This window comes from Microbacterium sp. CFSPD4_SD4, assembly GCF_057364585.1.
This window is the reverse complement of the sequence record NZ_JBNFOC010000004.1, coordinates 180,380-203,802: the sequence shown is the minus strand read 5'-3', so window position 1 is coordinate 203,802 and position 23,423 is coordinate 180,380. Positions and strand designations below refer to the sequence as shown.

Below are 23,423 nucleotides of genomic sequence, written 5' to 3'. Positions count from 1 at the left end.
GGCGCGACGTCGCGCTCAGGACAGTCGTTCGGGTGCGACGACGCGGATGACGGCGGAGTCGTCCAGGGCGCCGAGGCCCTGCGCTTCGCCGAGGAGGAACAGCTGCTCGGCCGCGGCGGCGACCGGCGTGGACAGGTGCGCCCGGCGGGCGGCGTCGCCGACGATGCCGAGGTCCTTGACGAAGATGTCGAGGCGGCTGAGCACCTCGGCGCCTTCCTCGTCGTAGGCCTGCAGGGCGCGCGGACCGCGGTTGCCGAGCATGAAGGAGTTCGCGGCACCGGCCGTCAGCGCGTCCAGCGTGCGGGCGCGGTCCAGTCCGAGGGCGTCGGCGAGCGCGAGCGCCTCCGCGGCCGCGGCGATGTGCACGCCGCAGAGGAGCTGGTTGACGGTCTTCAGCGCCTGGCCGTCCCCGGGCTTGTCGCCGACGATGGACAGCGTCGAGGCGAGCTGGTCGAGCACGGGCCGCGCGGTCTCCAGAGCGGTCGGGGTGGCGCCGACGACGATGAGGAGGTCGCCCTCCCCGGCACGGACCGGCCCTCCGGACAGCGGAGCGTCGACGAGCTGCGCACCGTGCGCGGCGAGCTGGGCGGCGATCGCATCGATGCCGTCCGTGCCCACCGTGCTGGTGAGGATCACGACCGCGCCGTCGGCGAGGTGCGGGGCGAGCCCGTCCTCACCGAAGAGCAGCGCCTCGAGCTGCGCGCCGGTGCGGACGGCGACGAGCACCGCGTCGGCACCGTCGACGGCGTCGGCCGCGGACGCCGCCGGCGTGACACCCGCCTCTGCGGCGAGGGCGATGCGCTCGGCGGCGATGTCGAAGCCGCGCACCGCGAAGCGCTCGGCGAGGCGGGTGGCCATCGGCAGCCCCATGGCGCCGAGTCCGATGACAGCGACGGTGGATGTCATGAGTGTCCTTCCGGGTTGTTTCCATCGTCGCCTGCGAGCGTGGCGACGACCGTGACGAGGGAGTCCGCGTCGCCGACGTTGCCGGCGAACACGACGTACGGGATGCCGACCGCGGGGCCGGTCTCCGGCTGCCACAGCGAGACGAGGCCGGGCAGCATCGGACCGAGCACGGTGGCCCGGCGGATTTCGAGGGCCTCACTCGCGACATCGCTCGACGTGATGCCGCCCTTCGCGATGACGAAGCGGGGCGGAGCGATGGCGAGCACCCGACGCACGAGCTCCACCACGCCGCCGGAGATGCGGCGGGCGATCGCCAGGCTCTCGTCGCCGTCGGCGCCCGTGATGAGTTCGCGGGTGGTGTGCACGATCACGGTCCCCGTGGCGAGCGCTTCGGCGACGGCGTGCGCCTGCGTCTCGAGATGGGACTCGCGGTCGGGGCCGACGAGGGCGCGCACGTCGAGTTCGACCGTGCGGGTGCGGGGCCGCGCCGCCGTGAGGGCTTCGAGCTGGGCGGTGGTGAGCGGCACGTGGCTGCCGACGACCACGAGACCGCCGCGATCGTGCGCGAAGGGGATGTCCTCCGCCCGCACCGGCTCGGCGATCTCCTGTCCGATGTGCGCGCGCACGTAGGGCGGACCGACTCGGAGGAGCACGTCGCGGTCCCGCAGGCGGTGCAGCGCGAGCGCGACGACGCGCATGTCCGATTCCTCGACCACGTCGACCACAACGACCGTGCCGTCGGCCAGCGCCTCGAGGAATCCGGCCACGGCGTCCACCCCGGCGCGGATGGTGCGGATGTCGAGACCCGCGACCGCAGACGCCGGGATGCGTCCGCCGGTCTTCTCGGCGACCCACTCGCGCAGGTCGGAAGAGGCGTAGCCGAAGGTCGCGTCCGCCGCGAACGGCGTCTCGCCGACCGGGGTGGCCTCGCCGTCGGTCACCCAGTAGTGCACAGAGTCGACCGTGATGCGCCCGGCGTCCGGGAATGCGGGGACGAGCAGGGTCAGCGCGGGGGCGTGGCCGGTGCGGGATCCGATCTCCGCGGAGAGGACATCGGTCTCGAGCGGGAAGTGGCCGCGCAACGTCGAGTCGCCCCGGGAGACGAACGTCACGCGCCGCCCCTGGGCCTCGGCGGCGGCGAGGGCCACGTCGACGATCTCGCGATTGCGGGCGGCCGCGGCCTCCTCGTCGAGGGACCGGGTGTTCGTGAGCACATAGACGGCGGCGGCGCCGGTCGCGAGCGCCTCGTCCAGGTCGGCGCGCTCCCATCGGGTGAGGACCGGGAGGTTCGCGACCGACTGCGTGCCGGTCGGGTCGTCGTCGAGGACGAGGAGCACGTCGGCGGGGTCGACCTCGGTGCGGACGTCGGCCGCGGTGACGGCGACGGGTGCAGGCAGGGGGGCCAGCAGGTCGTCGATGTGCACACGAACTCCTTCGTTCCGGAAGATGGCCCGTGGTGGGGGCCACGGGCCAGGGGAATCTGCATCGTTATCCGATATCAGATAACGATGAGCGTACCTCACGATCACCGTCCCTCCAAACCGACGGAGAGCGTACTGCTCAGCGCCCGTGGACGTAGTGCAGCAGGTCGTCGCGGGTCTGGCGCATGTGGCTGCGCATGGCCTGGCGGGCAGCCGCACCGGACCCGGTCCGCATCGCGTCCAGCACCGCCGCATGCTCCTCCAGCGCGTGCTCCCGGATGTCCGGGATGGCGCTCGTCTCGCTGCGGGTCGCCTGCAGCATCGTCGTCAGCGGGCGCATCGAGGCTACGAGGATGCGGTTCTCCGCCGCGCGGATGATCACGTCGTGGAAGGCGAGGTCAGCGGCCACGAAGGCGTCCACGTCGGCCCGCTCGTGCGCCGCCTGCATCTCCTCGAGGAGCGCGGCCATCTCGGCGAGGTGCTCCTCGGTGCGCCGACCCGCCGCGAACTCCGCCGCCCCGGTCTCGAACATCATGCGCATCTCGAGCATCTCCAGCGAGGAGCGCTCTCGGGCGCCTGCGCTCTGGGCGTGCCGGACGACCGCGTCGAGGCCCGTCCACTCGTCGGTCGGCGCGATGCGGTGTCGGGTGCCGGGCACCGCGACGATCACGCCCTGCGCCTGCAGGAGGCGGACGCCCTCGCGCATCGTGAGGCGGGAGACCCCGAACTGCTCCGCGAGCTCCCCCTCGGGCGGCAGCGGCTGTCCGGCCTCGAGCCGACCCGCGATGATGGCGTCGAGCAGTCCGTCCACGACGGCCTGCGTCCGCGACACCCGCTCGAGCTTCGTCACAGGTCGACGCCCACCAGAACGGGTTCCGGCTGCAGCACCAGACCGAACTCGGCGTGCACACGGTGCTGGATGAAACGGGCGAGCTCGGCGACCTCGGCCGCCGTGGCACCGCCCCGGTTGGTCAGGGCCAGCGCGTGCTTGGTCGAGACGGACGCCCGCGAGCGGGGCAGCTTGAACCCCTTGCGGATACCCGCCTGCTCGATCAGCCAGGCGGCGCTCACCTTCACGTCCGGGGCCTCGGTCTTCGTCGGCGGCACGTGTCCGTCGTAGGAGGCGAGGGGGATGACGGTCACGGCGTCGAGATCGGGGGCCACCGGCCAGCGCGGGCACTCCGGCGGGAGGGACCGGGCCTGCGCGGCCGTGACGATCGCGTTCTGGAAGAAGGAGCCGACCCCGTGCGTGTCCGGGTCGTCGGCATCGAGCAGCATGCCCTTCGATGCCCGGGTGGCGAGGATGCGCTCTCGGACCCATGTCAGCGGCACCGGGGTGTCGTCGGTCAGGCCGAGAGCGCGTCGCAGCTGCTCCCCGCGGACCACGCGTTCGCGGGCGACGAGGAGATCGACCGTGAGGGACAGGATCACGGCCCGGCGCTGCGGCTCGCTCCCGTGATGATGCTTGAGCACCGAGGTGCGGAATCCGAGCCCGAGCTCGGTCGCCGGAACAGCGGAGATCTCGCCGGAGTCCTCGTCGATCAGCTCGACCTCGACCAGGGTCTCCTGGATCTCCTGCCCGTAGGCGCCGATATTCTGCACGGGCGCGGCGCCGACCGTGCCGGGGATGCCGCTCATGGCTTCGAGCCCGGCGTAGCCCCGCTCGACCGCGTACGACACCAGGTCGTCCCAGCCGTGTCCGGCCTGCGCGCGCAGGCGGATGCGGCCGGCGTGCGGCGACGGCAGCTCTTCGATGCCGCTCGTGCGGATGCGGATGACGGTGCCCTCGAACGGCTCGTCGCCGACGAAGAGGTTCGAGCCCCCGCCGAGCACCAGCCAGGGGTCGCCCTCCGCCCAGGTCTCCCGGAGAACCTCGACGAGCTCCGCCGTCGTCGTCGCCTCGCGCATGCGCGCGGGAGCGGCGCCGGTGCGGAGCGTGGTGAGCTCGGCCAGCCGGATCGGCTCGACGTCGCTCATCGGACGGCGACGCGCAGCTGCGCCTTGACGAGCACGGTGGTCTCGCCCGTCGTGACCTTGAGGTCGATGCGCGCGGACTCGTCGTCCACCGCGCCGACCGTCGCGACGACGTGCACGTCGGCGCCGGTCTCGGGATCGACCACCACGGGCTTCGTGAAGCGCACGCCGTAGTCGAGGATCCGGGTCTGCGGGTCGAGCGCGGCGACGACCACGGACGAGGCGATCCCCATGGTCAGCATGCCGTGCGCGAGCACGCCGGGAAGGCCCACCGCGGCGGCGACGTCGTCGCGGTAGTGGATCGGGTTGAAGTCCCCGGAGGCGCCGGCGTAGCGGACGAGAGACTCCCTCGTCAGGTGCACGGTGCGCTCGGCCAGCACGTCTCCCACGGTGAACGCGCTCATGCGGCCTCCTCCTCGGCGCCCACGAGCAGCACGCTCGTGGCGGTGACGACATGCGCGCCCCCGTCGTCGGTGATCTCGGCCTCGCTCGTGATCATGGCGTTGCCGCCCATCATGCGGATGCCGGTGACGCGCAGCTGCGCCGTCAGCTCGTCTCCCGCGACGATCGGCCTGGTGTAGCGGAACCGCTGCTCGGCGTGGATGGTCCGCGCCAGGACGATGCCGGAATCCGGCTCGGCCAGCAGCTGCTGCAGCGTGAGGTCCTGCAGGACCATCGCGAAGGTCGGCGGCGCGACGACGTCGGCGAAGCCCGCCGCACGGGCCGCCTCGACGTCGGTGTGCTGGGGGGCGTCGGCGAAGACGGCGCGCGCGAACTCGCGCACCTTCTCCCGTCCGACGAGGTAGGGGGCGGTCGGCGGGAACTCCCGGCCGACGAGTTCTTGGTTCACTGCCACCCGTCGATCCTACCGAGGCACGCCGACAGTCCGGTCCGGGCGGGGCCGGCGGAAACCCGGACGATATGCGGCATCGCGAGACCCGGGCTGCCCTCACCCCTGGGAGCGAACCACCATGTTCAGCGTCATCCGACTCGGAACGACCTTCACCCGTGACGTGTGAACGACCTCACCAGCCCGGTCGAGTGCGCGCTTCCGGACGACGATGAGCGGATCGTGCTCCGGGCGGGCCAGCCACTCCGCGGTCTGCGCGGTCGTGAAGCCGACGTCGATCTCGCGGTACATCTCCGAGAACTCGACGCCGTACACGTCGCGGAGCACCTGATACGTGGAGGTGTCGTGGTCGATGTGCCGATCGAAATCCGGGAAGCGCGTCAGAGAATACCGGCTGTCGTCGATGGAGAGCGGGATGCCGTCGAGAGCGAAGACGCGTACCAACCGGAACACCGGGTCGCCGACGGGGACGCCGAGGCGGCGCGCGCGCTTCTCGTCGGCGGGGGTCGTCTCAGCGCGCATGATCCGTCGGGACTTGACCCCGTCTGCCACCACGGTGTCCGCGAAGCCACCGAGGGTCATGGCGCCGATCACCTCGCGTCGCGGAGCGACGAAGGTCCCACGGCCCTGCTGTCGACGCACGATGCCGAGACCCTCGAGGTCGGCCACCGCCCGCCGCACGGTGATCCGGCTGACACCGAAGCGCTCGCACAGCTCGGGTTCGGACGGAAGCCGCTCGCCTTCGGCATAGGTCCCGGCGTCGATCTCCCGCATCAGCAGGCTTCGCACCTGTTCGTGCAGCGGGGTCGAACCGACGGCTGACGACAGCTGAGTCACGTCGGAGTCCTCCTCTACGGCGCCGGGTATCGTCGCAGCATCTGCGCGCGTGCGTCGTCCCCCGCATGCACAGGGTATCCGAACGCCCCGCGCAACGTGCAGGCGAGCGCTCCGCTGACAGCGGCGATATCGAGGCTTTCGGCGAGATCGGCCCCGCCCGCCCGCGCCGCGAGGAACCCGGTGAGGAAGGCGTCCCCGGCGCCGAGCGCATCGACGGCGTCGACCTCGCGGATACCGGTACGCCGCACGGAAGTGGCGTCGAAGCCGACAGAGCCGCGGGCACCCCGCGTCACCACGGCCGACCCCATACCGCAGGCCACGGCGAAGCGGCCGAGGGCGTCGATCTCGGAATCACTGCGGTGGCCGCCGGAGAAGAACCCCACGTCGACGTGCGGAGCTGTCGCCCGGATCACATCCGGCGACGCGTCGTCGGAATAGTCGTACGACACGCGGCTCCCCCGTTCCGCGATGGCCGGAAGCTCCGGCTCCAACGACGAGTAGACCGAGGTGTGCACGCGGTCGAAGCCGGAGAGGTACTCGTGATCGGCCTCGCTCAGACGCAGCCGCAGCTCGGCCTGGACTCCCCCGCGGTTCGAGGCGACGAAGCGCCGGTCACCGTCCTCGTCCAACGCGACGAAAGCCATGCCGTTCGCGCCGCGCACGCGTCTGATGCGGGCGCCGTCCACTCCGACCTCGTCGAGGACGCCCCGCACGTGGTCCGCGAAACGGTCGTCTCCCATGATCCCGACGAATCCGGCTGTGCCGCCGAAGAAGAGCCGGCTGTACGCGGCGACGTTCAGGGCGTTGCCCCCGGGGTAGGCCAGGTCCTCATGCAGATAGCAGTCGAGCACGTTGTCCCCGACGCCGACCAGCGAGGGCGGTGGGACCGCGGCGAGCGCATCCCGGAGCTGATCCGTATCCATCGTCATCCCTTCACACTCCCCGCCGCGACGCCGGCGACGAAGTACCGCTGCAGCGCGAGGAACACCACCACGATGGGCAGGGCCGCGATGGTCAATCCTGCCAGGAGCACACCCCACTCCGTGGAGAGGGAGTCGCGGAACGACATGAGTCCCGCGGGGATGGTGCGGAGCGCATCAGCGTCGATGTAGACGATCGCGAAGAGGAACTCATTCCAGGCGAAGTAACCGGTGAGGACGGCGGCGGTCGTCAGCACGGACGCGCTCAGCGGCAGGTAGATGTGCCGGAAGACGCCGAACGAGCGGCAGCCATCGATGGTCGCGGCGTCCTCGAGCTCGCGGGGGATGCCGAGGAAGACCGAACGGATGAGCAGGATCGCCATCGGCAGACGGAACGCCACATAAGGGAGGATCATCGCCCAGTACGTGTTCAGCAGTCCCATCGTGTCGAGAAGGCGGTAGAGCGGGATGAGGCTCACCTGCGGTGCCACCACCAGCCCGCCCATCGCCACGATCAGCACGACGTTCGCCACGCGGCTCGACAGCCTCACCATGCCGTAGGCGCACAGTGCCGCGAGTGCGACGGTCGCGGCGGTGGAGATGACCGTGACGATGACGGAGTTGAGGAAGTAGTCGGAGATCCCGCGATCCCAGGCGGCGGCATAGTTCTGGACGAGCCAGACCGACGGCAGCCCCCACGGATCGGCGAAGATCTCGGACGAGGACTTGAACGAAGAGATCACCATCCAGAGCAGGGGGTAGGCGATCACGACGGCGTAGACGGCCAGGATCATCTGGACCGGAGCACGGCGGATACGCTCCGCCGGACGAAGCCGGGTACTGCTCATGTCATTGCCTCCCGCTTCGGAACGAGACCATCTGCACGACGGACAGCACGAGCGTGATCACGAAGATCAGGCTCGCGATGGCCGAGGCGTAGCCCATCTCGTTCTGGAAGAAACCCTGGTTGTACATATAGGTCGCGAGGACCTGGGTGGTGTTTCCCGGACCGCCCTTGGTCAGAATGTAAGGCTCGTTGAACACCGTGAAAGCGCCGGAGACGGTGAGGATCATCGCGACGAAGATCATCTCCTTGGCCTGCGGGACGGTGATGCTGAAGAACTGGCGAATCCGTCCGGCGCCGTCCAGCGACGCGGCTTCGTAGTATTCCTCCGGGATCTGCTGCAGTGCGACGACGTAGAGCATGCAGACGTAGCCGATGCTCTGCCACTGGGAGACGCCGATGACCGCTCCCATCGCCGTGTCGACATCGGCGAGCCACGCCGTCTGCAGGCTGCCGAGTCCGATCGCCTCCAGCAGAGCGTTGAGGAGTCCGCCGCGGGCGTTGTACACGAACGTGAACAGCAGCGCGATCACGGTCATCGAGATCACGGCGGGCAGGAAGTACACGCTGCGCAGGAATGCGCCCATGCGCGGACCCAGCAGCCGGGTCAGCCAGGCGGCGATCACGAGGGCACCACCCACTTGGCACACGATCGAGACGATCGCGTACAGGATGTTGTTGCCCAGGGCCGTCGCGATGATCGGATCACCGAAGAGCCGCGCGAAGTTGTCGAGGCCGACGAAGCGCATCTCGCCGCTGCCGGCGCTGAAGGAGAAGAAGCCGAAGGCCGCATTGGCGACCAGCGGGTAGTACACGAACACCCCGATCAGGATGATCGCGGGAAGCACGTAGAGCAGGTTCGACCAGGCTCGAGAGCGTGTTCTCATCACGGTGTCTCTTCCGAAAGGTGGGAGGGGCCGCCGGCCGAGGATGCCGGCGGCCCCGGTGCGGATCAGGAGGCGTCGCGCACGCGCTTCGCGGCTTCCTGCACGGCGGCCATGACCCCCTCGGGGGTCTGCTGGCCGCTGAGCATCAGCTGAGTCTCGGACAGGTACGCCTGCACGATCTGCGGATCGTAGGCGTTGTCGAGCCAGGTCGTCATCGCCGAGGCGTCGACGATCCCCTGGGCGAGCTCCCGGGAGATCTCGGGCACATCGGCCTCCTCCACGGCCCCCTTGACCGGGCTCAGCTCGCCCGCGCGTTCCGCATAGGCGATACCGCTCTGCTTGCTGAGCAGGAACTCGAGGAACCGCTGCGCCTCCTCGGGGTGTTCCGTGGTCTTCGAGATCGCGAAGCCCTCCGGAGCTCCGGTCAGCTCCGCCGGATCGCCCTTGCCGCCCTCGACCGCAGGGAAGTTGAACGTGCCGTACTCGAACTGGGCGTCGCCGAAGTACCCCACCTCCGCGCTCTGCATGTACATGATCGGCGCCTCCCCCGCGATCCAGGCGTTACGCGCGATCTCATGCCCGACGGCCGTGAGGTCGTCGTTCATGTACTCGGCGAGTTCCTGGAAGCGCTCCAGCGCCCGGACATACCCCTCGTCCGTGAACGCGCCGGTCGCCGGATCCTGATCCGCTGCGAACACCTCCGGATCGACGACGCGCTGATTCAGCGTGCCGACGTAGTGCGCGATCGTCCACTGCTCCTGCGCACCGTACTCGATCGGGGTCATGTCGGCGTCCTGAATCGTCTCCAGGACGTCGATGAACTCGTCCCACGTCGCCGGCGGCTCGAGACCCAGCTCCTCGAACACGTCTTTGTTGTAGAAGAACAGCTTCGACTGCATCCCCACCGGCAGACCGTAGGAGGTGCCGTCGACCTCGAAGGCTTCCAGCTGGCTCGGGTAGAAGCTGTCCCGGAAGTCCGTGTCCTCCTCGAGCCACGGCCCGAGATCGAGCAGGGCGTCGTTGGAGACGAGCTCGTCCACGAACGAGCCACTCCAGGTGAACAGGACGTCCGGAGCGTTGGCGGAGCCCGCGACGACCTTCACCTTGTCCTTGTAGGCGTCGTTGAGCACGCTCTCGACGGAGACCTTGATGTCGGGGTTCTCCTTCTCGAACTCCGCCACCATGTCGGTGTAGTACGAGTTCTTCGGCTCGTTGGGCCAGCGGTGGAAGAAGCTGATCTCCACCTGGCCGTCCGAGGCCTCGCTCTCGCCGCCGGCGCACGAGGCCAGGGGCAGGACGAGGGCGGCGGCGGCCGCAGCCGCCACGCCGATCCGGGCTGATGTTCGCATCGTTGCGATCCTTTCGTTCCTAGTACTCCATGCGCCACATGTAGCGGCGCACGCTGAGGGGGTGTCCTCGGTGGTCGGCGAGTGCATCCGCGTACGCGCGGAGCACGACGTTGAAGAGGAGGTGGGCGAAGATGCCGCGCACCTCCGGAGCGACGACATCGAGGCCGAACTCCTGGGCGTCGATGACGAGCACCCGATCCGAGTGCTTCGTGACGAAGTCCACCGCGCGCTGCTCGACGGACCGAGTCTCATCGAGTCCGAGCAGCGCGATGAACGGCACATCCTCCTCGGTGATCTCGAAGGGGCCGTGGAAGTACTCGCCGGCGTGGATGGCGGCGGAGTGCACCCACTGCATCTCCTGCAGCAGGCAGATGGCGAACGAGTACGCGGAGCCGTAGTTGGAGCCTGCCGCCATCGTGTAGATGAGGGGCTCGCGACGGTGGCGGTATCCCCAGGCATCGGCGGCTGCGGAGTGCGCTTCGCGCGCTGCCGGCACGAGGGTCGGCAGCTGGGCGACGGCCTCGTCGACCGCACCGGCGATGCCGGCCTGTTCACGGTCGTCCAGGATGCCGGCCGCCAGGCGCAGCAGCAGCGCGGGGCCGACGTGGGCCTCGCTCTTCCCCTCGCCGTGCTGATACGCCACCACGTGCTCCGATGCCTCGGCGAGCGGCGACGTCGGGTCGAACGTGAAGGCGACCGTGAGCGCTCCGCGCTCGCGTGCGTGCTTCGCCGCGGCGACCGTCTCCGGCGTGGTGCCGGAGTGCGAGCAGAGCACGACGAGGGTGTCGGCGTCGACGCGCGACGAGGCGCGGCTGGTGAACTCGGCAGCATTGAGTGCGGTCGCCTCGAGCGACACCGCCTTGGTGCCGAACAGGTACTCGATGGGCTGCATGACGGCAAAGGAGCCGCCGCAGGCGGTGAGCACGACGCGCGAGATGGTGTCTCGGGTCGCGATCGCCTGGCGGGCCGCAGCGAGCTGGTTCTCGATAGCGGCGGAGTCGACGAACAGAGCGGTGGCAGACAAGATGGTCCCTTCTGATGACCTTCGATCAAACATCATGACTCGTTATATGACGTCATGTGATGACTGACGATAGCGAGCGCAGCACCGCCTGTAAAGAGGCGCGGCGAAAATCGTTCGCGGGAGTCAGGGAAAGGGACGGGTCCGGCGCGCTTCAGCGGTCGGCTCGCGCCGCAGGAACGGCGGCCGCTGCGTCAGCCGCGCCGGCGCCCGCGGACGGCCTTGAGGGCCATCTGCACCGCGATCACGACGAGATACGCGGCGAAGAGGAGGTTGCCGACGGTCGGGTCGACGATGGTCGCCAGCCAGGCGCCGAGGGCCGTCGTGGTGCACGCCGAGACGCCGATGAGCAGCGCCGCGAGGAGATCGACGTTGCGGTTGCGGAGGTTGCCGACCGTGCCGGAGAGAGCGGTCGGGATCATCATGAGCAGCGAGGTGCCCTTGGCGACGAGGTCGCTCGTGCCGAACGCGAGCATGAGCACCGGGACGACGATGACACCGCCGCCCACGCCGATGAGCCCGGCCAGGATGCCCGTTCCGATTCCCACGACCACCAGGGCGATCCCGGTGAGCCAGGTGAGCTCGAAGACGGCGTCGCGCGAGGGGATCACGAGGAAGAGGCTCACGATCACGACGACGAGGAAGCCGACGAAGCCCCAGCGGAGGGCGGTCTGCGAGATCCGCGGGAGCAGGCGGGTGCCGATCTGCGCTCCGACCACGGCCCCGGCCGCGAGGATCAGCGCCGGGATCCAGGCGACGGAGCCCGACGCGGCGTAGGAGATGACGCCGACGGTCGCCGTCGGGACGATCGCCGCCAGCGAGGTCCCGGCCGCGAGGCGCTGGTCGAACGCGAGCAGGAGCACCAGCAGCGGGACGATCACCGTGCCGCCGCCGACGCCGAAGAGACCGGAGAGGAGGCCGGCGAGGAGGCCGATGCCGATGAACGTGGCGTAGGCGCGGGGTCCGCGCTTCAGGACCGTCGCATCGCTCACCGGATCAGCCTACTCCCGGCCTCTCCCCTCCTCGAATCGTGCGGGCTCAGACCTCCGAGTCCGCTTTGACGGGCACCGCGATGGACTCCGTGAGCGCCTGCTCGTACCGGCGCTGCCGGCGCCGCAGCCACAGCCCGCCGGCGATGAGCAGCGCGAGGATCACGTAGGCGACCGCGGAGAACGGCTGCGCGATGAGCGTCGTCAGGTCGCCCTGGCTGAGCTGCAGTGCGCGCCGCAGCTGCTCCTCCCCCATGGGCCCGAGGATCATGCCCACCACCAGCGGCGCCACCGGGAACCCGTACCGCCGCAGGAAGTAGCCGAGGACGCCGATGATGAGCAGGATCAGGATGTCGACGACCGCGAAGTTCAGCGCGTACGCGCCGAAGGCGGCGAACAGGAGGATGCCCGCGTACAGATACGGCCGCGGGATCTGCAGGAGCTTCACCCACATGCCCACCAGCGGCAGGTTCAGCACGAGGAGGATCACGTTGCCGATGTAGAGGCTCGCCACCAGCGCCCAGACGAGGTCTGCCTGTCCGGTGAACAGCTGCGGTCCGGGCTGCAGACCGTACGTCTGGAACGCCGTGAGGATGATCGCGGCGGTCGCCGTCGTCGGAAGGCCCAGCGTCAGCAGCGGCACGAGCACGCCCGCGGCCGCGGCGTTGTTCGCCGACTCCGGGCCCGCGACGCCTTCGATGGCCCCGCGGCCGAACTCGTCCTTGCGCCGCGAGAGCTTGCGCTCGGTGGCGTAGGACAGGAAGGTCGCCACGTCGGCGCCACCGGCCGGGATCGTGCCGATGGGGAAGCCGATGGCGGTGCCGCGGAGCCAGGGCTTCCACGAGCGGCGCCAGTCGTCCTTCGTCATCCAGCTGCGCCACCCGCGCGACACGGGGATCACGTCGATCGCGCCGTGCCGCAGCCGGGCCGCGACGTACAGAGTCTCGCCGACGGCGAAGAGCCCGACCGCCACGAGCACCACGTCGATGCCGTCCGCCAGCGGCAGCAGGCCGAGCGTGTACCGCTGCTGCCCCGAGAGCCAGTCGGTGCCGACCAGGCCGAGGAACAGGCCGACGCCGAGCGACAGCAGGCCGCGCGGCACGGAGGACCCCATGAGCGCGCCGACCGTGACGAAGGCCACGACGATGAGCGCGACGTAGTCGGCGGGCCCGAGGTTCACGGCGAACTGCGCGAGCACCGGGGCGAGCAGCGTCAGGCCCACAGTGGCGAGGGTTCCGGCGACGAACGACCCGAGCGCCGCGGTGGCCAGCGCCGCTGCACCCCGCCCGAGCTTGGCCATCTTGTTGCCCTCGATCGCCGTCACGATCGACGACGACTCCCCCGGGGTGTTCAGCAGGATGCTCGTGGTCGACCCGCCGTACATGCCGCCGTAGTAGATGCCCGCGAACGTGATGAGCGCCGCGGCCGGCTCGAGCGTGTAGGTGAGCGGAAGGAGCAGGGCGACGGTCATCGCCGGCCCGATTCCGGGCAGGACGCCCACGGCCGTGCCGATCAGCACGCCGAAGAAGGCGAACACGAGGTACTGGGGCTGCAGCGCGGTCGCGAACCCCTCGAGGAGCAGACTCCAGCTGTCCATCAGAACATCCTTCCCAGCCAGCCGAGCGCCGGTCCCCACGGGAGCGAGAGCCCGAGCAGACCGCCGAACACGACCTGCACGACCAGCGCGATGATCGCGCCGATGAGGAGCGCCATCCACCACCGCCGCGCGCCGAGCGCCCACGCGACGCCGCCGAACAGCAGCGCCGCTGCCGGGGCCCAGCCGAGCGGCTCGATGAGGAGCAGATGAGCGACCACGAGCGCCACGATCTTCACGAGGGTGAGCCAGTCGGTCGGCAGGCTCTGATCGACGTCCTCCCCCTCCTCCGGCACACCGCGGTGCCCGCGGAGGATGCTCACCACGACGGCGAGAGAGGAGCCGAGCAGCAGCACCGAGACGAACAGCGGGAAGACCGTCGGGCCGACCTGGCCACCCGCGGGCACATGGATGGTGAACACACCGGCGAACGCGAACACGCCGAGCGCCACCATGAGCAGGGCGAAGACGAGCTCCCCCCGCGGCAGGGACGCGACGAGGCGTGCGGACCGACGGGCGTCGGTCCGCACCTCCTCGCCGGGTCCGGAAGACCCGGTCGTCATGTCAGCCGACCAGCCCGATGTTCTGCAGCGTCGTGGTGACCTCGGTGATGTTGCCGTCGAGGAACTCGTCGAACTCGGCACCCGTAAGGAAGGCATCCGCCCAGCCCCGCGTCTCCAGCTCGTCCTTCCAGGCTTCGGACGCCTCCAACTCGGTGACGATGCGCTCGAGCTCCGAGCGCTCGGCGTCGCTGATGCCGCCCGGCGCGATCACGCCGCGCCAGTTGGTGAGCACGACGTCGTATCCGGAGTCGGTGATCGTATCGACGTCCGGCAGCTGCGTGACCGGCTCCTCCGACGAGACGGCGAGAGCCTTCATGGTGCCGGCTTCGATGTGCTGCAGGAACTCGCCGACGCCGGAGATGCCTGCCGACACCTTGCCGCCCAGGATCAGCGACGTGGCCTCGCCGCCGCCCGAGTTGGGCGTGTAGTTCAGCTTCTCGGCGATCTCCGCGCCGTCGAGCCCCGCCTCCTCGAGCAGCAGTCCGGCGAGGATGTGGTCGGCTCCCCCGGCGGAGCCGCCGGTGATCGTGACCTCCTGGCCCTTGTCCACGACGTCCTCGACGAGGTCCTCCAGGGTGTCGTACTCGGAGTCCGCGGGGACCACCACGACGAGGGGCTCGTCGGTGAGGCGGGCGATCGGGGTCATGTCCTCGATGCGCACGGCTGAGGCGTTGGTCTCCACCGCACCCACCATCACGAGGCCCATGACCATGAGGGTCGCCGGGTCCTTCTCGTTGGCGAGCTGCGCGAGGCCGACCGTACCCCCGGCCCCGCCGACGTTGGTGACCGGCGCCGAGCCGACGATGTCCTCCTGGGTGAGCAGCTGGGAGAGGGCACGACCGGTCTGGTCCCAGCCGCCACCCGGGTCGGCGGGGACGACGATGTTCACGTCGGTGATGGCGACCGCCTCGTCGCCGCCGTCGGAGCCGGCGGTTCCGCCGTCCGCGGTCGAGCACGAGGTGAGGACCAGGGCGGTCGCGGCGACGGCCGCGGCGAGGGTCCCGATGCGGGCGTGATTCATGGCGCTCCTCCTTGAGCGTTCGGGTGCAATCCGTCCACTGTCGAGGCGCGGATGCGCCCGCTCAAGCTTCGGAAACCATTGGTCGCGTTCCGTAACTATTGGTCGTGAACACCTCCGCCGGCGGCTCGCGGCCCGTCCGCCCGCCCGGGAGAATGGACCCGTGGCCTCGAAGATGACGCTCCGTGTGCAGCTGCTCGCGCTGCAGGCGCTGATCGTGTTCCTGGTGTCCCTCGCGACCGGCATCGCCGCCGGAGCGTTCCAGGAGAACGCGCTCCGCGAGGCCTACAAGGACCGCATGCAGGCGGTCGCCCAGTCCGTCGCCGCTCTTCCCGTCGTCCTCGACGCGTTCGACGACGAGGACCCGGCCGCCGCCATCCAACCGGTCGCCGAGGTCATCCGCGAGGCCTCCGATCTCGCCTACGTGGTGGTCGCCAACGACGAGGGCATCCGGTACTCGCATCCGAACACCGACCGCATCGGCGAGCGGGTGTCCACCGACCCGTCGATCCCGCTGGGCGGCGACATCTTCGTGGGCACGCAGACCGGGACGCTCGGGACCTCGTGGCGCGTGAAGGTGCCCATCCGCGACGAGGACGGCACGGTCATCGGCACCGCCTCCGTCGGCATCCTGGAGTCCGAGCTGAACGAGGAGTTCACCAGCAACCTCGTCGGACTCATCTCCGCCATGCTCGCCGCGGCGGTTCTCGGGGTATTCGGCGCTGCGTGGGTGACGTCGTTCATCCGGCGCCGCATCTACCGGCTCGAGCCGCACCAGATCGCGGCGCTGGTCAAGAACCAGGAGACGACCCTGCATGGGTTGAGCGAAGGGGTCGTCACGGTGGACGGCACAGGGCGGATCACCCTGGTCAACGACGCGGCGGCGCGGTTCCTCGGTCGCGATGCCGCCGATCTCGACGGCGCTCCCGCGGATGACGTCCTCGGCGACGAGCTCGCCACCGTGCTCCGTGAGGGGGAGGCCGCGGGACGCCCCGTCATCGTCGGCTCGCATGTGCTGGTCGCGCGGAGCACGGCCTCGGGGAGCGGGCCCGCCGACGTGGGGGCGACGCTGCTGCTGCGCGACCACACCGAACTGCACGACGTCGTGCGCCGGGTCGAGGCCGCCGATGCGATCATCGCCTTCCGGGAGCGGTACGGGCTGCCGAAGGGGCTGAGCGCCGAGACGCTGGAGCGGGTCTCCGCCGCCCTCGCCGCCCGACCGGATGCCTCCGCGACCGAGATCGGAGCGGATCTCGCGATCTCCCGCGTCAGTGCGCGCCGCTATCTCGAGCACCTCGCCGCCACGGGCCAGGCGGTGCGGTCTCTGGACTACTCCACCAAGGGGCGTCCCGGGGCACGCTACCGGATCACCGACCCCCGCTGAACGACGAAGCCCGCCACCCCGGAGGGGCGGCGGGCTTCGTAGGAGATCTGTCCTTACTCGGACTTCTTCTCGACAGCGTCCTCGGCGGCGGCCTCAGCGGCCTCGCCCTCGGCCTGCGACTCGGCGCCGGCCTCGGCAGCCGTGTCCTCGGCAGGGGTCTCGTCCGCGGGGGCCTCGACGGTCTCCTCGGCGGGAGCCTCCTCGACAGCCGGCTTCTCTTCCTTCGTGGCCGCAGCGGCCTTCTTGGTCGACTTCGCCTTCGGGGTGACGGGCTCGAGGACGAGCTCGATCACGGCCATGGGGGCGTTGTCGCCCTTGCGGTTGCCGACCTTGGTGATGCGCGTGTAGCCACCCTCGCGGTCCGCGACGAGCGGAGCGATCTCGTTGAACAGGACGTGCACGACTTCCTTGTCACCGATGACCGACAGCACGCGACGGCGGGCGTGGAGGTCTCCGCGCTTGGCGAAGGTGATGAGGCGCTCGGCGAGCGGACGCAGGCGCTTGGCCTTCGTCTCGGTCGTCTTGATCGACTTGTGGGTGTACAGCGCAGCGGCGAGGTTGGCAAGCAGCAGGCGCTCGTGGGCGGGCCGCCTCCGAGGCGGGGACCCTTGGTGGGCTTGGGCATAATCGTCTAACTCCTGGTCAGAAAGGGTCGGGTATCAGAAGGACTCGTCTTCGCTGCCGCCGTAGAAGTGGGCGCCGTCGAAACCGGGCACCGAATCCTTGAGCGACAGACCGAGCGAGATGAGCTTGTCACGCACCTCGTCGACCGACTTCTGGCCGAAATTGCGGATGTTCATGAGCTGCGTCTCCGACAGGGCGACGAGCTCAGAAACGGTGTTGATGCCCTCACGCTTCAGGCAGTTGTACGAGCGGACCGACAGGTCGAGGTCCTCGATCGGCATCGACAGCTCGCTGGAGTTCACAGCCTCCACCGGCGCCGGGCCGATCTCGATGCCCTCGGCCTCGACGTTCAGCTCGCGGGCGAGACCGAACAGCTCGGTGAGCGTCTTGGCAGCCGAGGCGACGGCGTCGCGGGGGCTGATCGCCGACTTGGTCTCGACGTCAGGATGAGCTTGTCGAAGTCGGTGCGCTCACCGGCACGGGTGGCGTCGACGCGGTAGCTGACCTTCAGCACGGGCGAGTAGATCGAGTCGATCGGGATCTGACCGGCCTCGGCGTACTCGTTGCGGTTCTGCGTCGCGGAGACGTAGCCACGGCCGCGCTCGATGGTGAGCTCGAGCTCGAACTTGGCGGTGTCGTTGAGCGTCGCGATGACGAGCTCGGGGTTGTGCACCTCGACACCGGCCGGAGCCGAGATGTCGGCGGCGGTCACTTCACCGGCACCGGTCTTGCGGAGGTACGCGGTGATGGGCTCGTCGCGCTCGCTGGAGACGACCAGCTGCTTGATGTTGAGGATGATCTCGGTGACATCCTCCTTCACGCCGGGGATCGTGCTGAACTCGTGCAGCACACCGTCGATGCGGACGCTGGTGACAGCGGCGCCGGGGATCGACGACAGCAGGCTGCGACGCAGCGCGTTGCCGATCGTGTAGCCGAAGCCGGGCTCCAGAGGCTCGATGATGAACCGGCTCCGGTTCTCGACGATCTTTTCCTCGGTCAGTGTGGGACGCTGTGCAATAAGCACTCTGTGTTCCTTTCGATCACATGCCCGCTATATGACATGTGGTGGGGTGAGGTCTTGAGTTGTGGAAGTCGATGCCCCACGCGGGGCGCCGAGCCGCTCGACCCGAAGGACGAGCGGCTCGGCACACGCATCAGACGCGGCGACGCTTCGGCGGACGGCAGCCGTTGTGCGCCTGCGGGGTGACGTCCTGGATCGAACCCACCTCGAGGCCGGCGGCCTGCAGCGAGCGGATCGCGGTCTCGCGGCCGGAGCCCGGACCCTTCACGAAGACGTCGACCTTCTTCACGCCGTGCTCCTGCGCCTGGCGGGCGGCCGACTCGGCGGCCATGCCTGCGGCGTACGGGGTCGACTTGCGGGAGCCCTTGAAGCCCACGCCACCCGACGACGCCCAGCTGATGACAGCGCCGGACGGGTCGGTGATCGAAACGATGGTGTTGTTGAACGTCGACTTGATGTGGGCCTGGCCCAGCGCGATGTTCTTCTTCTCCTTGCGGCGCGGCTTGCGCGCGGCGGCCTTGGGTGCAGCCATGAAAGTGTTCTCCTAGTCCCTGGCCGCTGCTTAGCGGGCCTTCTTCTTGCCGGCGACGGTGCGCTTCGGGCCCTTGCGGGTACGGGCGTTGGTCTTGGTGCGCTGACCGCGGACCGGGAGGCCACGACGGTGGCGGAGGCCCTCGTAGGAGCCGATCTCGACCTTGCGGCGGATGTCTGCGGCCACCTCGCGGCGCAGGTCACCTTCCACCTTGTAGTTGCCTTCGATGTAGTCGCGGAGGGCGACGAGCTGGTCGTCGCTGAGGTCCTTCACGCGGATGCTCTCGTCGATGTCGGTCGCCTTGAGGATCTCGACCGAGCGGGTACGGCCGACGCCGTAGATGTAGGTAAGGGCGATCACCACGCGCTTGTCGCGCGGGATGTCAACGCCGGCAAGACGTGCCATGCGGTTCTCCTGGGTGTTGTGGAGGTGTGGAGCAGGATCGGTGCCCGGGCCTCCGCCCCGAGGTGTCCCCCGCTTCCGCGGGTTCTGATCCTGCCGTGTCGTATTGAGTTATGAGATTGCGAGAGCGGCGCTCACGCAGCGGGGGCTCAGCCCTGGCGCTGCTTGTGACGCGGGTTGCTCTTGCAGATCACCATCACGCGGCCGTGGCGGCGGATCACCTTGCAGTGATCGCAGATCGGCTTGACGCTGGGGTTGACCTTCATGATGTTTCCTGTTCGCTGTCTTCACCGGGCAGGCGTGGAGCCTGGGGTGTTACTTCTCGACCGATCAGCGGTAGCGGTAGACGATGCGGCCGCGGGTCAGGTCGTAGGGGCTGAGCTCCACGACCACGCGGTCCTCGGGGATGATGCGGATGTAGTTCTGCCGCATCTTTCCGGAGATCGTCGCCAGAACCTTGTGTCCATTGCTGAGCTCAACGCGGAACATCGCGTTGGGCAGAGCCTCCGACACGACGCCCTCGATCTCGATGACACCGTCTTTCTTAGCCATAGCCTCGCTGACGCTTCTGCAGACCGGTCGATCTGCGGTGGGTGGGTGATGTGCGGTACCGGGCCGGATCGGACACGCCGAACGCATGGCACAAGGCACCAAAGATCTATGTTATCCGACGACGCCCCATCCGGCAACTTGGCCGGACGGGGCGTCGAGGGGTCGGTGCGTGTCAGCCGAGCAGGTCGGTGAACCGCTTCATGTCGTCCTGGTTCTGGAGGTCGAGCCGCTCGCCGTCGATCTCGACGGTCGGCGTGCCCTGGATGTCGTTGGCCTTCGCCTGCGCGGCACCGAACTTGCGGTACGTCTCGTCCGTGATGCAGGACACCACATCGTCGCCCGCGCCGACCTGGGTGGCGAACTCGGCGAGCTGCTCGTTCGTGAGGCCGGGGCTGTTCTCCGCCGGCTGGTTCTCGAACAGGACCTTCGCGTAGTCGAAGTAGAGGTCGGAGTCGGACTCGGCGACGCAGAACGCGGCACCGGCCGAACGGGAGGAGAACTCGGTGCCCTGCGAGAAGCGGTCCAGGATCGCGATGGGGTGCTGCTCGAGGGTGATCTCGCCGCTCTGCGCCTTGGCCTCGAGGGCGGCGCCGAACTGGTCCTCGAAGGACTTGCAGACCGGGCACTGGAAGTCGAGGAAGACCGACACCGTGGTGTCGCCGTCGCCCATGGAGATGGAGCCGGCGTCGGCGTCGAAGTTGTCGCTCGCGGTCGGGGTGGCGCCGGGAGAGGTCGCCTGGTTGTTGAGGAACACCACGAGTCCGCCGAGGGCCACCAGGACCACGACGACAGCGATGGAGACGCCGATCGCGAACCAGTTGGTGTTGCTCTTCGCCGCTGCCATTACTTTCCGATCTCTCGAGGCTCGACCCCGAACGGGGCGAGTCCGGCTCTTCCACCATCGGGCGCGGTGAGCACCCAGATGCCCCCATCATGCAGGGCGACGCTATGTTCCCAATGTGAGCCGTCCGTGCCGTCGACCGTCGTGACGGTCCAGTCGTCGTCCTCCACGAAGGTCGCCTCGCCGCCGGCGGTCACCATGGGCTCGATGGCGAGCACGAGCCCGGGCTTCACGTCCGCGCCGCGGTCGGGTGTCCGGTAGTTGAAGACGCTGGGCGCCTCGTGCATCTTCCGCCCGATCCCGTGGCCGACGTACTCGCGGAGGATCCCGTAGGGCTCGCCGCTCACGGCAGACGGCCCCTGCGCCTCGATGTAGTCCTGGATGGCGGCGCCGATCTCGTCGATCGAGGATGCCGTCGCCATCGCGGCGATGCCCGCCCACATCGACCCCTCGGTCACGCGGGAGAGCTCCTCGCGGCGGGCGACGAGCTCCGGGCGCTCGGGATCGGGGACGACGACCGTGATCGCGCTGTCACCGTTCCAGCCGTCGAACTGGGCGCCGCAGTCCACCGAGACGATGTCGCCCGGCTGGAGCGCCCGCTCCCCCGGGATGCCGTGCACGACTTGCTCGTTGACCGAGACGCAGATCGTGTGGTGGTAGCCCTTGACGAGCTGGAAGTTCGACTCCGCTCCCCGCTGCACGATCGCGCGGTTGGCGGCGGCATCGAGCTCGATCGTCTTCACTCCGGGCTTGATGAGGGCGCGGACGGCGTCGAGGGCCTCGGCGGTGATGAGGCCGGGCTCGACCAGGGCTCGGAGCTGAGCCGGGGTCTTGTAGATCGAGCGGCGGAACATCTCAGGCGGCGGAGGCGGCGGAGCGCAGTCCGCGAGCGGCCAGGGCGGCGGCGATGCGCTCCGTGATCTCCTCGAGGGAGCCCACGCCGTCGATGCGGTCGACGATACCGCGGCTGCTGTAGACCTCGATGATCGGCGCCGTCTCCTTCTCGTAGATGTCGAGTCGGTGCGCGATGGCCTCGTCGGTGTCGTCGGAACGGCCCTGCTCGGCGGCGCGGAGCGCGAGGCGGGCGATGCTCTCCTCACGGGGGACGTCGAGGAGGATCACGGCGTCCAGCGCCTCGCCGCGTCCTTCGAGGAACGCGTCCAGGTGCGACACCTGCGCGGTGTTGCGGGGGTAGCCGTCGAGGAGGAAGCCGTTCTGCGCGTCGTCCTGGCTCAGCCGGTCGCGCACGATCTCGCTCGTCAGCTCGTCCGGCACGAGGTCGCCCTTGTCGAGGATCGCGGTGACCTGCTGGCCGAGCGCCGTCCCCTCCTTGATGTTCGCGCGGAAGATGTCGCCGGTCGAGACGACGGGGATGCCGTAGGACTCGGCGATGCGCACACCCTGCGTGCCCTTGCCGGAACCCTGCGGACCGACGATGAGAAGACGTGCGGATGCTGTCATCGGAGAAGTCCTTCGTAGTGTCGCTGCTGCAGCTGGGCGTCGATCTGCTTGACCGTCTCGAGACCCACGCCGACGATGATGAGGATCGACGCGCCACCGAACGGGAAGTTCTGGTTGGCGCCGACCGTGGCGAGGGCGATCAACGGGATGAGGGCGATCAGGCCCAGGTAGAGGGAACCGGGGAGCGTGATGCGGGTGAGCACGTAGTCCAGGTACTCCGCGGTCGGACGGCCGGCCCGGATCCCGGGGATGAAGCCGCCGTACTTCTTCATGTTGTCGGCGACCTCGACGGGGTTGAACGTGATCGCGACGTAGAAGTAGGTGAACCCGATGATCAGCAGGAAGTACGCCGCCATGTAGATCGGGCTGTTGCCGGTGGTGAAGTTCGCGCTGATCCAGCTGACCCAGGCGGGCGGCGTCGAACCGTCCTGCGGGGTGTTGAACTGGGCGATGAGCGCGGGGATGTACAGCAGCGACGAGGCGAAGATGACCGGGATCACGCCCGCCATGTTGACCTTGATCGGGATGTACGTGTTGGTGCCGCCGTACGTCCGGCGTCCCACCATGCGCTTCGCGTACTGCACGGGGATGCGCCGCTGGGACTGCTCGACGAAGACGACGAGACCCATCACGATGATGCCGACGAGGAGCACGAGGAGGAACACCTCGAAGCCGCGGGTCTGCCAGATGATCGACATCGCACCGGGGAACGTCGCGGCGATGGAGGTGAAGATCAGCAGCGACATGCCGTTGCCGATGCCGCGCTCGGTGACGAGCTCGGCGAACCACATGATCAGACCGGTGCCAGCCGTCATCGCCATGATGATGAGCACCTGCGCCCACCAGACGTCGTTCGTGAGGAGCTGGGTGCACGCGCCGATGTCGGTCGTTCCGAAGAGCTGACCGGTGCGGGCGACGGTGACGAGGGTCGTCGACTGCAGGAGCGCGAGCGCGATCGTGAGGTACCGCGTGTACTGGGTGAGCTTGGCCTGTCCGGCCTGGCCCTCCTTGTGCAGCGCCTCGAAGTGCGGGATGACGACGCGCAGGAGCTGCGTGATGATCGTCGCCGTGATGTACGGCATGACACCGAGCGCGAAGATCGACAGCTGCAGCAGAGCGCCGCCGGAGAAGAGGTTGACGAGTCCGAGCAGACCCTCGGTGCCGGCATTGGCCGCGAGACACTGCTCCACGTTCGGGAAGTTGACGAACGGCGCGGGGACGTTCGAGCCGAGACGGTAGATCGCGATGATCGCGAGAGTGAAACCGATCTTCCGACGCAGGTCGGGCGTGCGGAAGATCCGCGCGATGGCGCTAAACAAGAACGTTCCTCCTGAAAAGGTGGCCGAACCCCCGAGGGGCGGCTGAAACACCAGGGTAACCCACTCCGAGGTCCGGGGAATGCGAGCGGTCGGCTTCTCCCCCACCGAACCAGA

Annotated in this window: 25 protein-coding genes and 2 pseudogenes; 1 reads left to right on the top strand and 26 read right to left on the bottom strand. The window is 69.0% G+C overall.

Features of this window, described 5'->3' with window-relative positions; translation table 11 throughout:
- Window positions 1-15: 15 nt before the first annotated feature.
- The 16 genes from AC2W7E_RS09035 to AC2W7E_RS08960 all read right to left on the bottom strand — a co-directional run bounded on the left by AC2W7E_RS09035 (window position 16) and on the right by AC2W7E_RS08960 (window position 15,176).
- A complete protein-coding gene (locus AC2W7E_RS09035) occupies window positions 16-906 on the bottom strand; it encodes an NAD(P)-dependent oxidoreductase (protein WP_062765161.1) in 891 nt (296 codons plus the stop codon).
- Window positions 903-2,330 carry a four-carbon acid sugar kinase family protein gene (locus AC2W7E_RS09030; protein ID WP_062765164.1) on the bottom strand — a complete coding sequence of 476 codons (1,428 nt, stop codon included), beginning with the start codon at window positions 2,328-2,330 and terminating at the stop codon, window positions 903-905. Before AC2W7E_RS09030 ends, AC2W7E_RS09035 begins: the two co-directional genes overlap by 4 nt.
- 136 nt (window positions 2,331-2,466) lie before the next feature.
- Window positions 2,467-3,177: a FadR/GntR family transcriptional regulator gene (locus AC2W7E_RS09025; RefSeq protein ID WP_085606360.1), complete on the bottom strand. Its 711-nt coding sequence runs from the start codon at window positions 3,175-3,177 to the stop codon at window positions 2,467-2,469.
- Window positions 3,174-4,304: a UDP-N-acetylmuramate dehydrogenase gene (locus AC2W7E_RS09020; RefSeq protein ID WP_485988952.1), complete on the bottom strand. Its 1,131-nt coding sequence runs from the start codon at window positions 4,302-4,304 to the stop codon at window positions 3,174-3,176. The genes AC2W7E_RS09025 and AC2W7E_RS09020 overlap by 4 nt, the downstream gene beginning before the upstream one ends.
- Window positions 4,301-4,705, bottom strand: a complete 405-nt coding sequence (locus AC2W7E_RS09015; protein WP_062765173.1) for a MaoC/PaaZ C-terminal domain-containing protein — start codon at window positions 4,703-4,705, stop codon at window positions 4,301-4,303. The genes AC2W7E_RS09020 and AC2W7E_RS09015 overlap by 4 nt, the downstream gene beginning before the upstream one ends.
- Window positions 4,702-5,157, bottom strand: coding sequence for an FAS1-like dehydratase domain-containing protein (locus AC2W7E_RS09010; protein WP_062632842.1), 456 nt, complete (start codon window positions 5,155-5,157; stop codon window positions 4,702-4,704). The genes AC2W7E_RS09015 and AC2W7E_RS09010 overlap by 4 nt, the downstream gene beginning before the upstream one ends.
- A gap of 93 nt (window positions 5,158-5,250) precedes the next feature.
- Window positions 5,251-5,988: a GntR family transcriptional regulator gene (locus AC2W7E_RS09005; protein ID WP_025102374.1), complete on the bottom strand. Its 738-nt coding sequence runs from the start codon at window positions 5,986-5,988 to the stop codon at window positions 5,251-5,253.
- A gap of 14 nt (window positions 5,989-6,002) precedes the next feature.
- Window positions 6,003-6,917: a PfkB family carbohydrate kinase gene (locus AC2W7E_RS09000; RefSeq protein ID WP_082758402.1), complete on the bottom strand. Its 915-nt coding sequence runs from the start codon at window positions 6,915-6,917 to the stop codon at window positions 6,003-6,005.
- The gene (locus AC2W7E_RS08995; RefSeq protein WP_485988951.1) at window positions 6,914-7,756 is read right to left on the bottom strand and encodes a carbohydrate ABC transporter permease; all 843 of its coding nucleotides are present in this window, start codon (window positions 7,754-7,756) and stop codon (window positions 6,914-6,916) included. The genes AC2W7E_RS09000 and AC2W7E_RS08995 overlap by 4 nt, the downstream gene beginning before the upstream one ends.
- Window position 7,757: 1 nt before the next feature.
- Window positions 7,758-8,639: a carbohydrate ABC transporter permease gene (locus AC2W7E_RS08990; RefSeq protein ID WP_485988950.1), complete on the bottom strand. Its 882-nt coding sequence runs from the start codon at window positions 8,637-8,639 to the stop codon at window positions 7,758-7,760.
- Between the two features lie 65 nt (window positions 8,640-8,704).
- Window positions 8,705-9,988, bottom strand: a complete 1,284-nt coding sequence (locus AC2W7E_RS08985; RefSeq protein WP_485988949.1) for an ABC transporter substrate-binding protein — start codon at window positions 9,986-9,988, stop codon at window positions 8,705-8,707.
- 19 nt (window positions 9,989-10,007) lie between these two features.
- Window positions 10,008-11,012: an SIS domain-containing protein gene (locus AC2W7E_RS08980; protein ID WP_315107481.1), complete on the bottom strand. Its 1,005-nt coding sequence runs from the start codon at window positions 11,010-11,012 to the stop codon at window positions 10,008-10,010.
- A 191-nt stretch (window positions 11,013-11,203) separates the two neighbouring features.
- Window positions 11,204-12,001 (bottom strand): sulfite exporter TauE/SafE family protein, encoded by a 798-nt coding sequence (locus tag AC2W7E_RS08975; RefSeq protein ID WP_025102380.1) that lies wholly within the window; start codon window positions 11,999-12,001, stop codon window positions 11,204-11,206.
- A gap of 46 nt (window positions 12,002-12,047) precedes the next feature.
- Window positions 12,048-13,595, bottom strand: coding sequence for a tripartite tricarboxylate transporter permease (locus AC2W7E_RS08970; protein ID WP_085606370.1), 1,548 nt, complete (start codon window positions 13,593-13,595; stop codon window positions 12,048-12,050).
- Complete coding sequence (locus AC2W7E_RS08965; protein ID WP_217316505.1) at window positions 13,595-14,155, bottom strand: tripartite tricarboxylate transporter TctB family protein; 561 nt, start codon at window positions 14,153-14,155, stop codon at window positions 13,595-13,597. Before AC2W7E_RS08965 ends, AC2W7E_RS08970 begins: the two co-directional genes overlap by 1 nt.
- Window position 14,156: 1 nt before the next feature.
- Window positions 14,157-15,176, bottom strand: coding sequence for a Bug family tripartite tricarboxylate transporter substrate binding protein (locus AC2W7E_RS08960; RefSeq protein WP_062765201.1), 1,020 nt, complete (start codon window positions 15,174-15,176; stop codon window positions 14,157-14,159).
- A gap of 160 nt (window positions 15,177-15,336) precedes the next feature.
- Between AC2W7E_RS08960 and AC2W7E_RS08955 the strand changes: the two genes are divergently transcribed.
- Window positions 15,337-16,557 carry a PAS domain-containing protein gene (locus AC2W7E_RS08955; RefSeq protein ID WP_485988948.1) on the top strand — a complete coding sequence of 407 codons (1,221 nt, stop codon included), beginning with the start codon at window positions 15,337-15,339 and terminating at the stop codon, window positions 16,555-16,557.
- Between the two features lie 53 nt (window positions 16,558-16,610).
- On the opposite strand, the pseudogene rplQ reads toward AC2W7E_RS08955, so the two are convergent.
- The 10 genes and pseudogenes from rplQ to secY all read right to left on the bottom strand — a co-directional run bounded on the left by rplQ (window position 16,611) and on the right by secY (window position 23,309).
- Window positions 16,611-17,182 (bottom strand): annotated as a pseudogene (gene rplQ, locus AC2W7E_RS08950) (50S ribosomal protein L17).
- A 34-nt stretch (window positions 17,183-17,216) separates the two neighbouring features.
- Window positions 17,217-18,205, bottom strand: a pseudogene (locus tag AC2W7E_RS08945) (DNA-directed RNA polymerase subunit alpha).
- 130 nt (window positions 18,206-18,335) lie between these two features.
- On the bottom strand, window positions 18,336-18,734 hold the full coding sequence (gene rpsK, locus AC2W7E_RS08940; protein WP_045249905.1) for a 30S ribosomal protein S11: 399 nt from the start codon (window positions 18,732-18,734) through the stop codon (window positions 18,336-18,338).
- A gap of 30 nt (window positions 18,735-18,764) precedes the next feature.
- On the bottom strand, window positions 18,765-19,139 hold the full coding sequence (gene rpsM / locus AC2W7E_RS08935) for a 30S ribosomal protein S13 (protein ID WP_062632862.1): 375 nt from the start codon (window positions 19,137-19,139) through the stop codon (window positions 18,765-18,767).
- Between the two features lie 146 nt (window positions 19,140-19,285).
- Complete coding sequence (rpmJ, locus tag AC2W7E_RS08930; RefSeq protein WP_005050492.1) at window positions 19,286-19,402, bottom strand: 50S ribosomal protein L36; 117 nt, start codon at window positions 19,400-19,402, stop codon at window positions 19,286-19,288.
- 64 nt (window positions 19,403-19,466) lie between these two features.
- Complete coding sequence (infA, locus tag AC2W7E_RS08925; protein ID WP_018171468.1) at window positions 19,467-19,688, bottom strand: translation initiation factor IF-1; 222 nt, start codon at window positions 19,686-19,688, stop codon at window positions 19,467-19,469.
- Between the two features lie 172 nt (window positions 19,689-19,860).
- Window positions 19,861-20,532 carry a DsbA family protein gene (locus AC2W7E_RS08920; RefSeq protein ID WP_126893296.1) on the bottom strand — a complete coding sequence of 224 codons (672 nt, stop codon included), beginning with the start codon at window positions 20,530-20,532 and terminating at the stop codon, window positions 19,861-19,863.
- Window positions 20,532-21,383 carry a type I methionyl aminopeptidase gene (gene map / locus AC2W7E_RS08915; protein WP_485988947.1) on the bottom strand — a complete coding sequence of 284 codons (852 nt, stop codon included), beginning with the start codon at window positions 21,381-21,383 and terminating at the stop codon, window positions 20,532-20,534. Before map ends, AC2W7E_RS08920 begins: the two co-directional genes overlap by 1 nt.
- Window position 21,384: 1 nt before the next feature.
- A complete protein-coding gene (locus AC2W7E_RS08910) occupies window positions 21,385-21,990 on the bottom strand; it encodes an adenylate kinase (protein WP_062765215.1) in 606 nt (201 codons plus the stop codon).
- A complete protein-coding gene (gene secY / locus AC2W7E_RS08905; protein WP_025102391.1) occupies window positions 21,987-23,309 on the bottom strand; it encodes a preprotein translocase subunit SecY in 1,323 nt (440 codons plus the stop codon). Before secY ends, AC2W7E_RS08910 begins: the two co-directional genes overlap by 4 nt.
- Between the last annotated feature and the right edge of the window lie 114 nt (window positions 23,310-23,423).

Bases quoted from the DNA above. Each gene is read 5' to 3' on its own strand.
- AC2W7E_RS09035 (WP_062765161.1), bottom strand. From the start codon at position 906: ATGACATCCACCGTCGCTGTCATCGGACTCGGCGCCATGGGGCTGCCG.
- AC2W7E_RS09020 (WP_485988952.1), bottom strand. From the start codon at position 4,304: ATGAGCGACGTCGAGCCGATCCGGCTGGCCGAGCTCACCACGCTCCGC.
- AC2W7E_RS09015 (WP_062765173.1), bottom strand. From the start codon at position 4,705: ATGAGCGCGTTCACCGTGGGAGACGTGCTGGCCGAGCGCACCGTGCAC.
- AC2W7E_RS09000 (WP_082758402.1), bottom strand. From the start codon at position 6,917: ATGACGATGGATACGGATCAGCTCCGGGATGCGCTCGCCGCGGTCCCA.
- AC2W7E_RS08995 (WP_485988951.1), bottom strand. From the start codon at position 7,756: ATGAGCAGTACCCGGCTTCGTCCGGCGGAGCGTATCCGCCGTGCTCCG.
- AC2W7E_RS08990 (WP_485988950.1), bottom strand. From the start codon at position 8,639: ATGAGAACACGCTCTCGAGCCTGGTCGAACCTGCTCTACGTGCTTCCC.
- AC2W7E_RS08985 (WP_485988949.1), bottom strand. From the start codon at position 9,988: ATGCGAACATCAGCCCGGATCGGCGTGGCGGCTGCGGCCGCCGCCGCC.
- AC2W7E_RS08970 (WP_085606370.1), bottom strand. From the start codon at position 13,595: ATGGACAGCTGGAGTCTGCTCCTCGAGGGGTTCGCGACCGCGCTGCAG.
- AC2W7E_RS08965 (WP_217316505.1), bottom strand. From the start codon at position 14,155: ATGACGACCGGGTCTTCCGGACCCGGCGAGGAGGTGCGGACCGACGCC.
- AC2W7E_RS08960 (WP_062765201.1), bottom strand. From the start codon at position 15,176: ATGAATCACGCCCGCATCGGGACCCTCGCCGCGGCCGTCGCCGCGACC.
- rpsK (WP_045249905.1), bottom strand. From the start codon at position 18,734: ATGGCTGCACCCAAGGCCGCCGCGCGCAAGCCGCGCCGCAAGGAGAAG.
- rpsM (WP_062632862.1), bottom strand. From the start codon at position 19,139: ATGGCACGTCTTGCCGGCGTTGACATCCCGCGCGACAAGCGCGTGGTG.
- rpmJ (WP_005050492.1), bottom strand. From the start codon at position 19,402: ATGAAGGTCAACCCCAGCGTCAAGCCGATCTGCGATCACTGCAAGGTG.
- infA (WP_018171468.1), bottom strand. From the start codon at position 19,688: ATGGCTAAGAAAGACGGTGTCATCGAGATCGAGGGCGTCGTGTCGGAG.
- AC2W7E_RS08920 (WP_126893296.1), bottom strand. From the start codon at position 20,532: ATGGCAGCGGCGAAGAGCAACACCAACTGGTTCGCGATCGGCGTCTCC.
- map (WP_485988947.1), bottom strand. From the start codon at position 21,383: ATGTTCCGCCGCTCGATCTACAAGACCCCGGCTCAGCTCCGAGCCCTG.
- AC2W7E_RS08910 (WP_062765215.1), bottom strand. From the start codon at position 21,990: ATGACAGCATCCGCACGTCTTCTCATCGTCGGTCCGCAGGGTTCCGGC.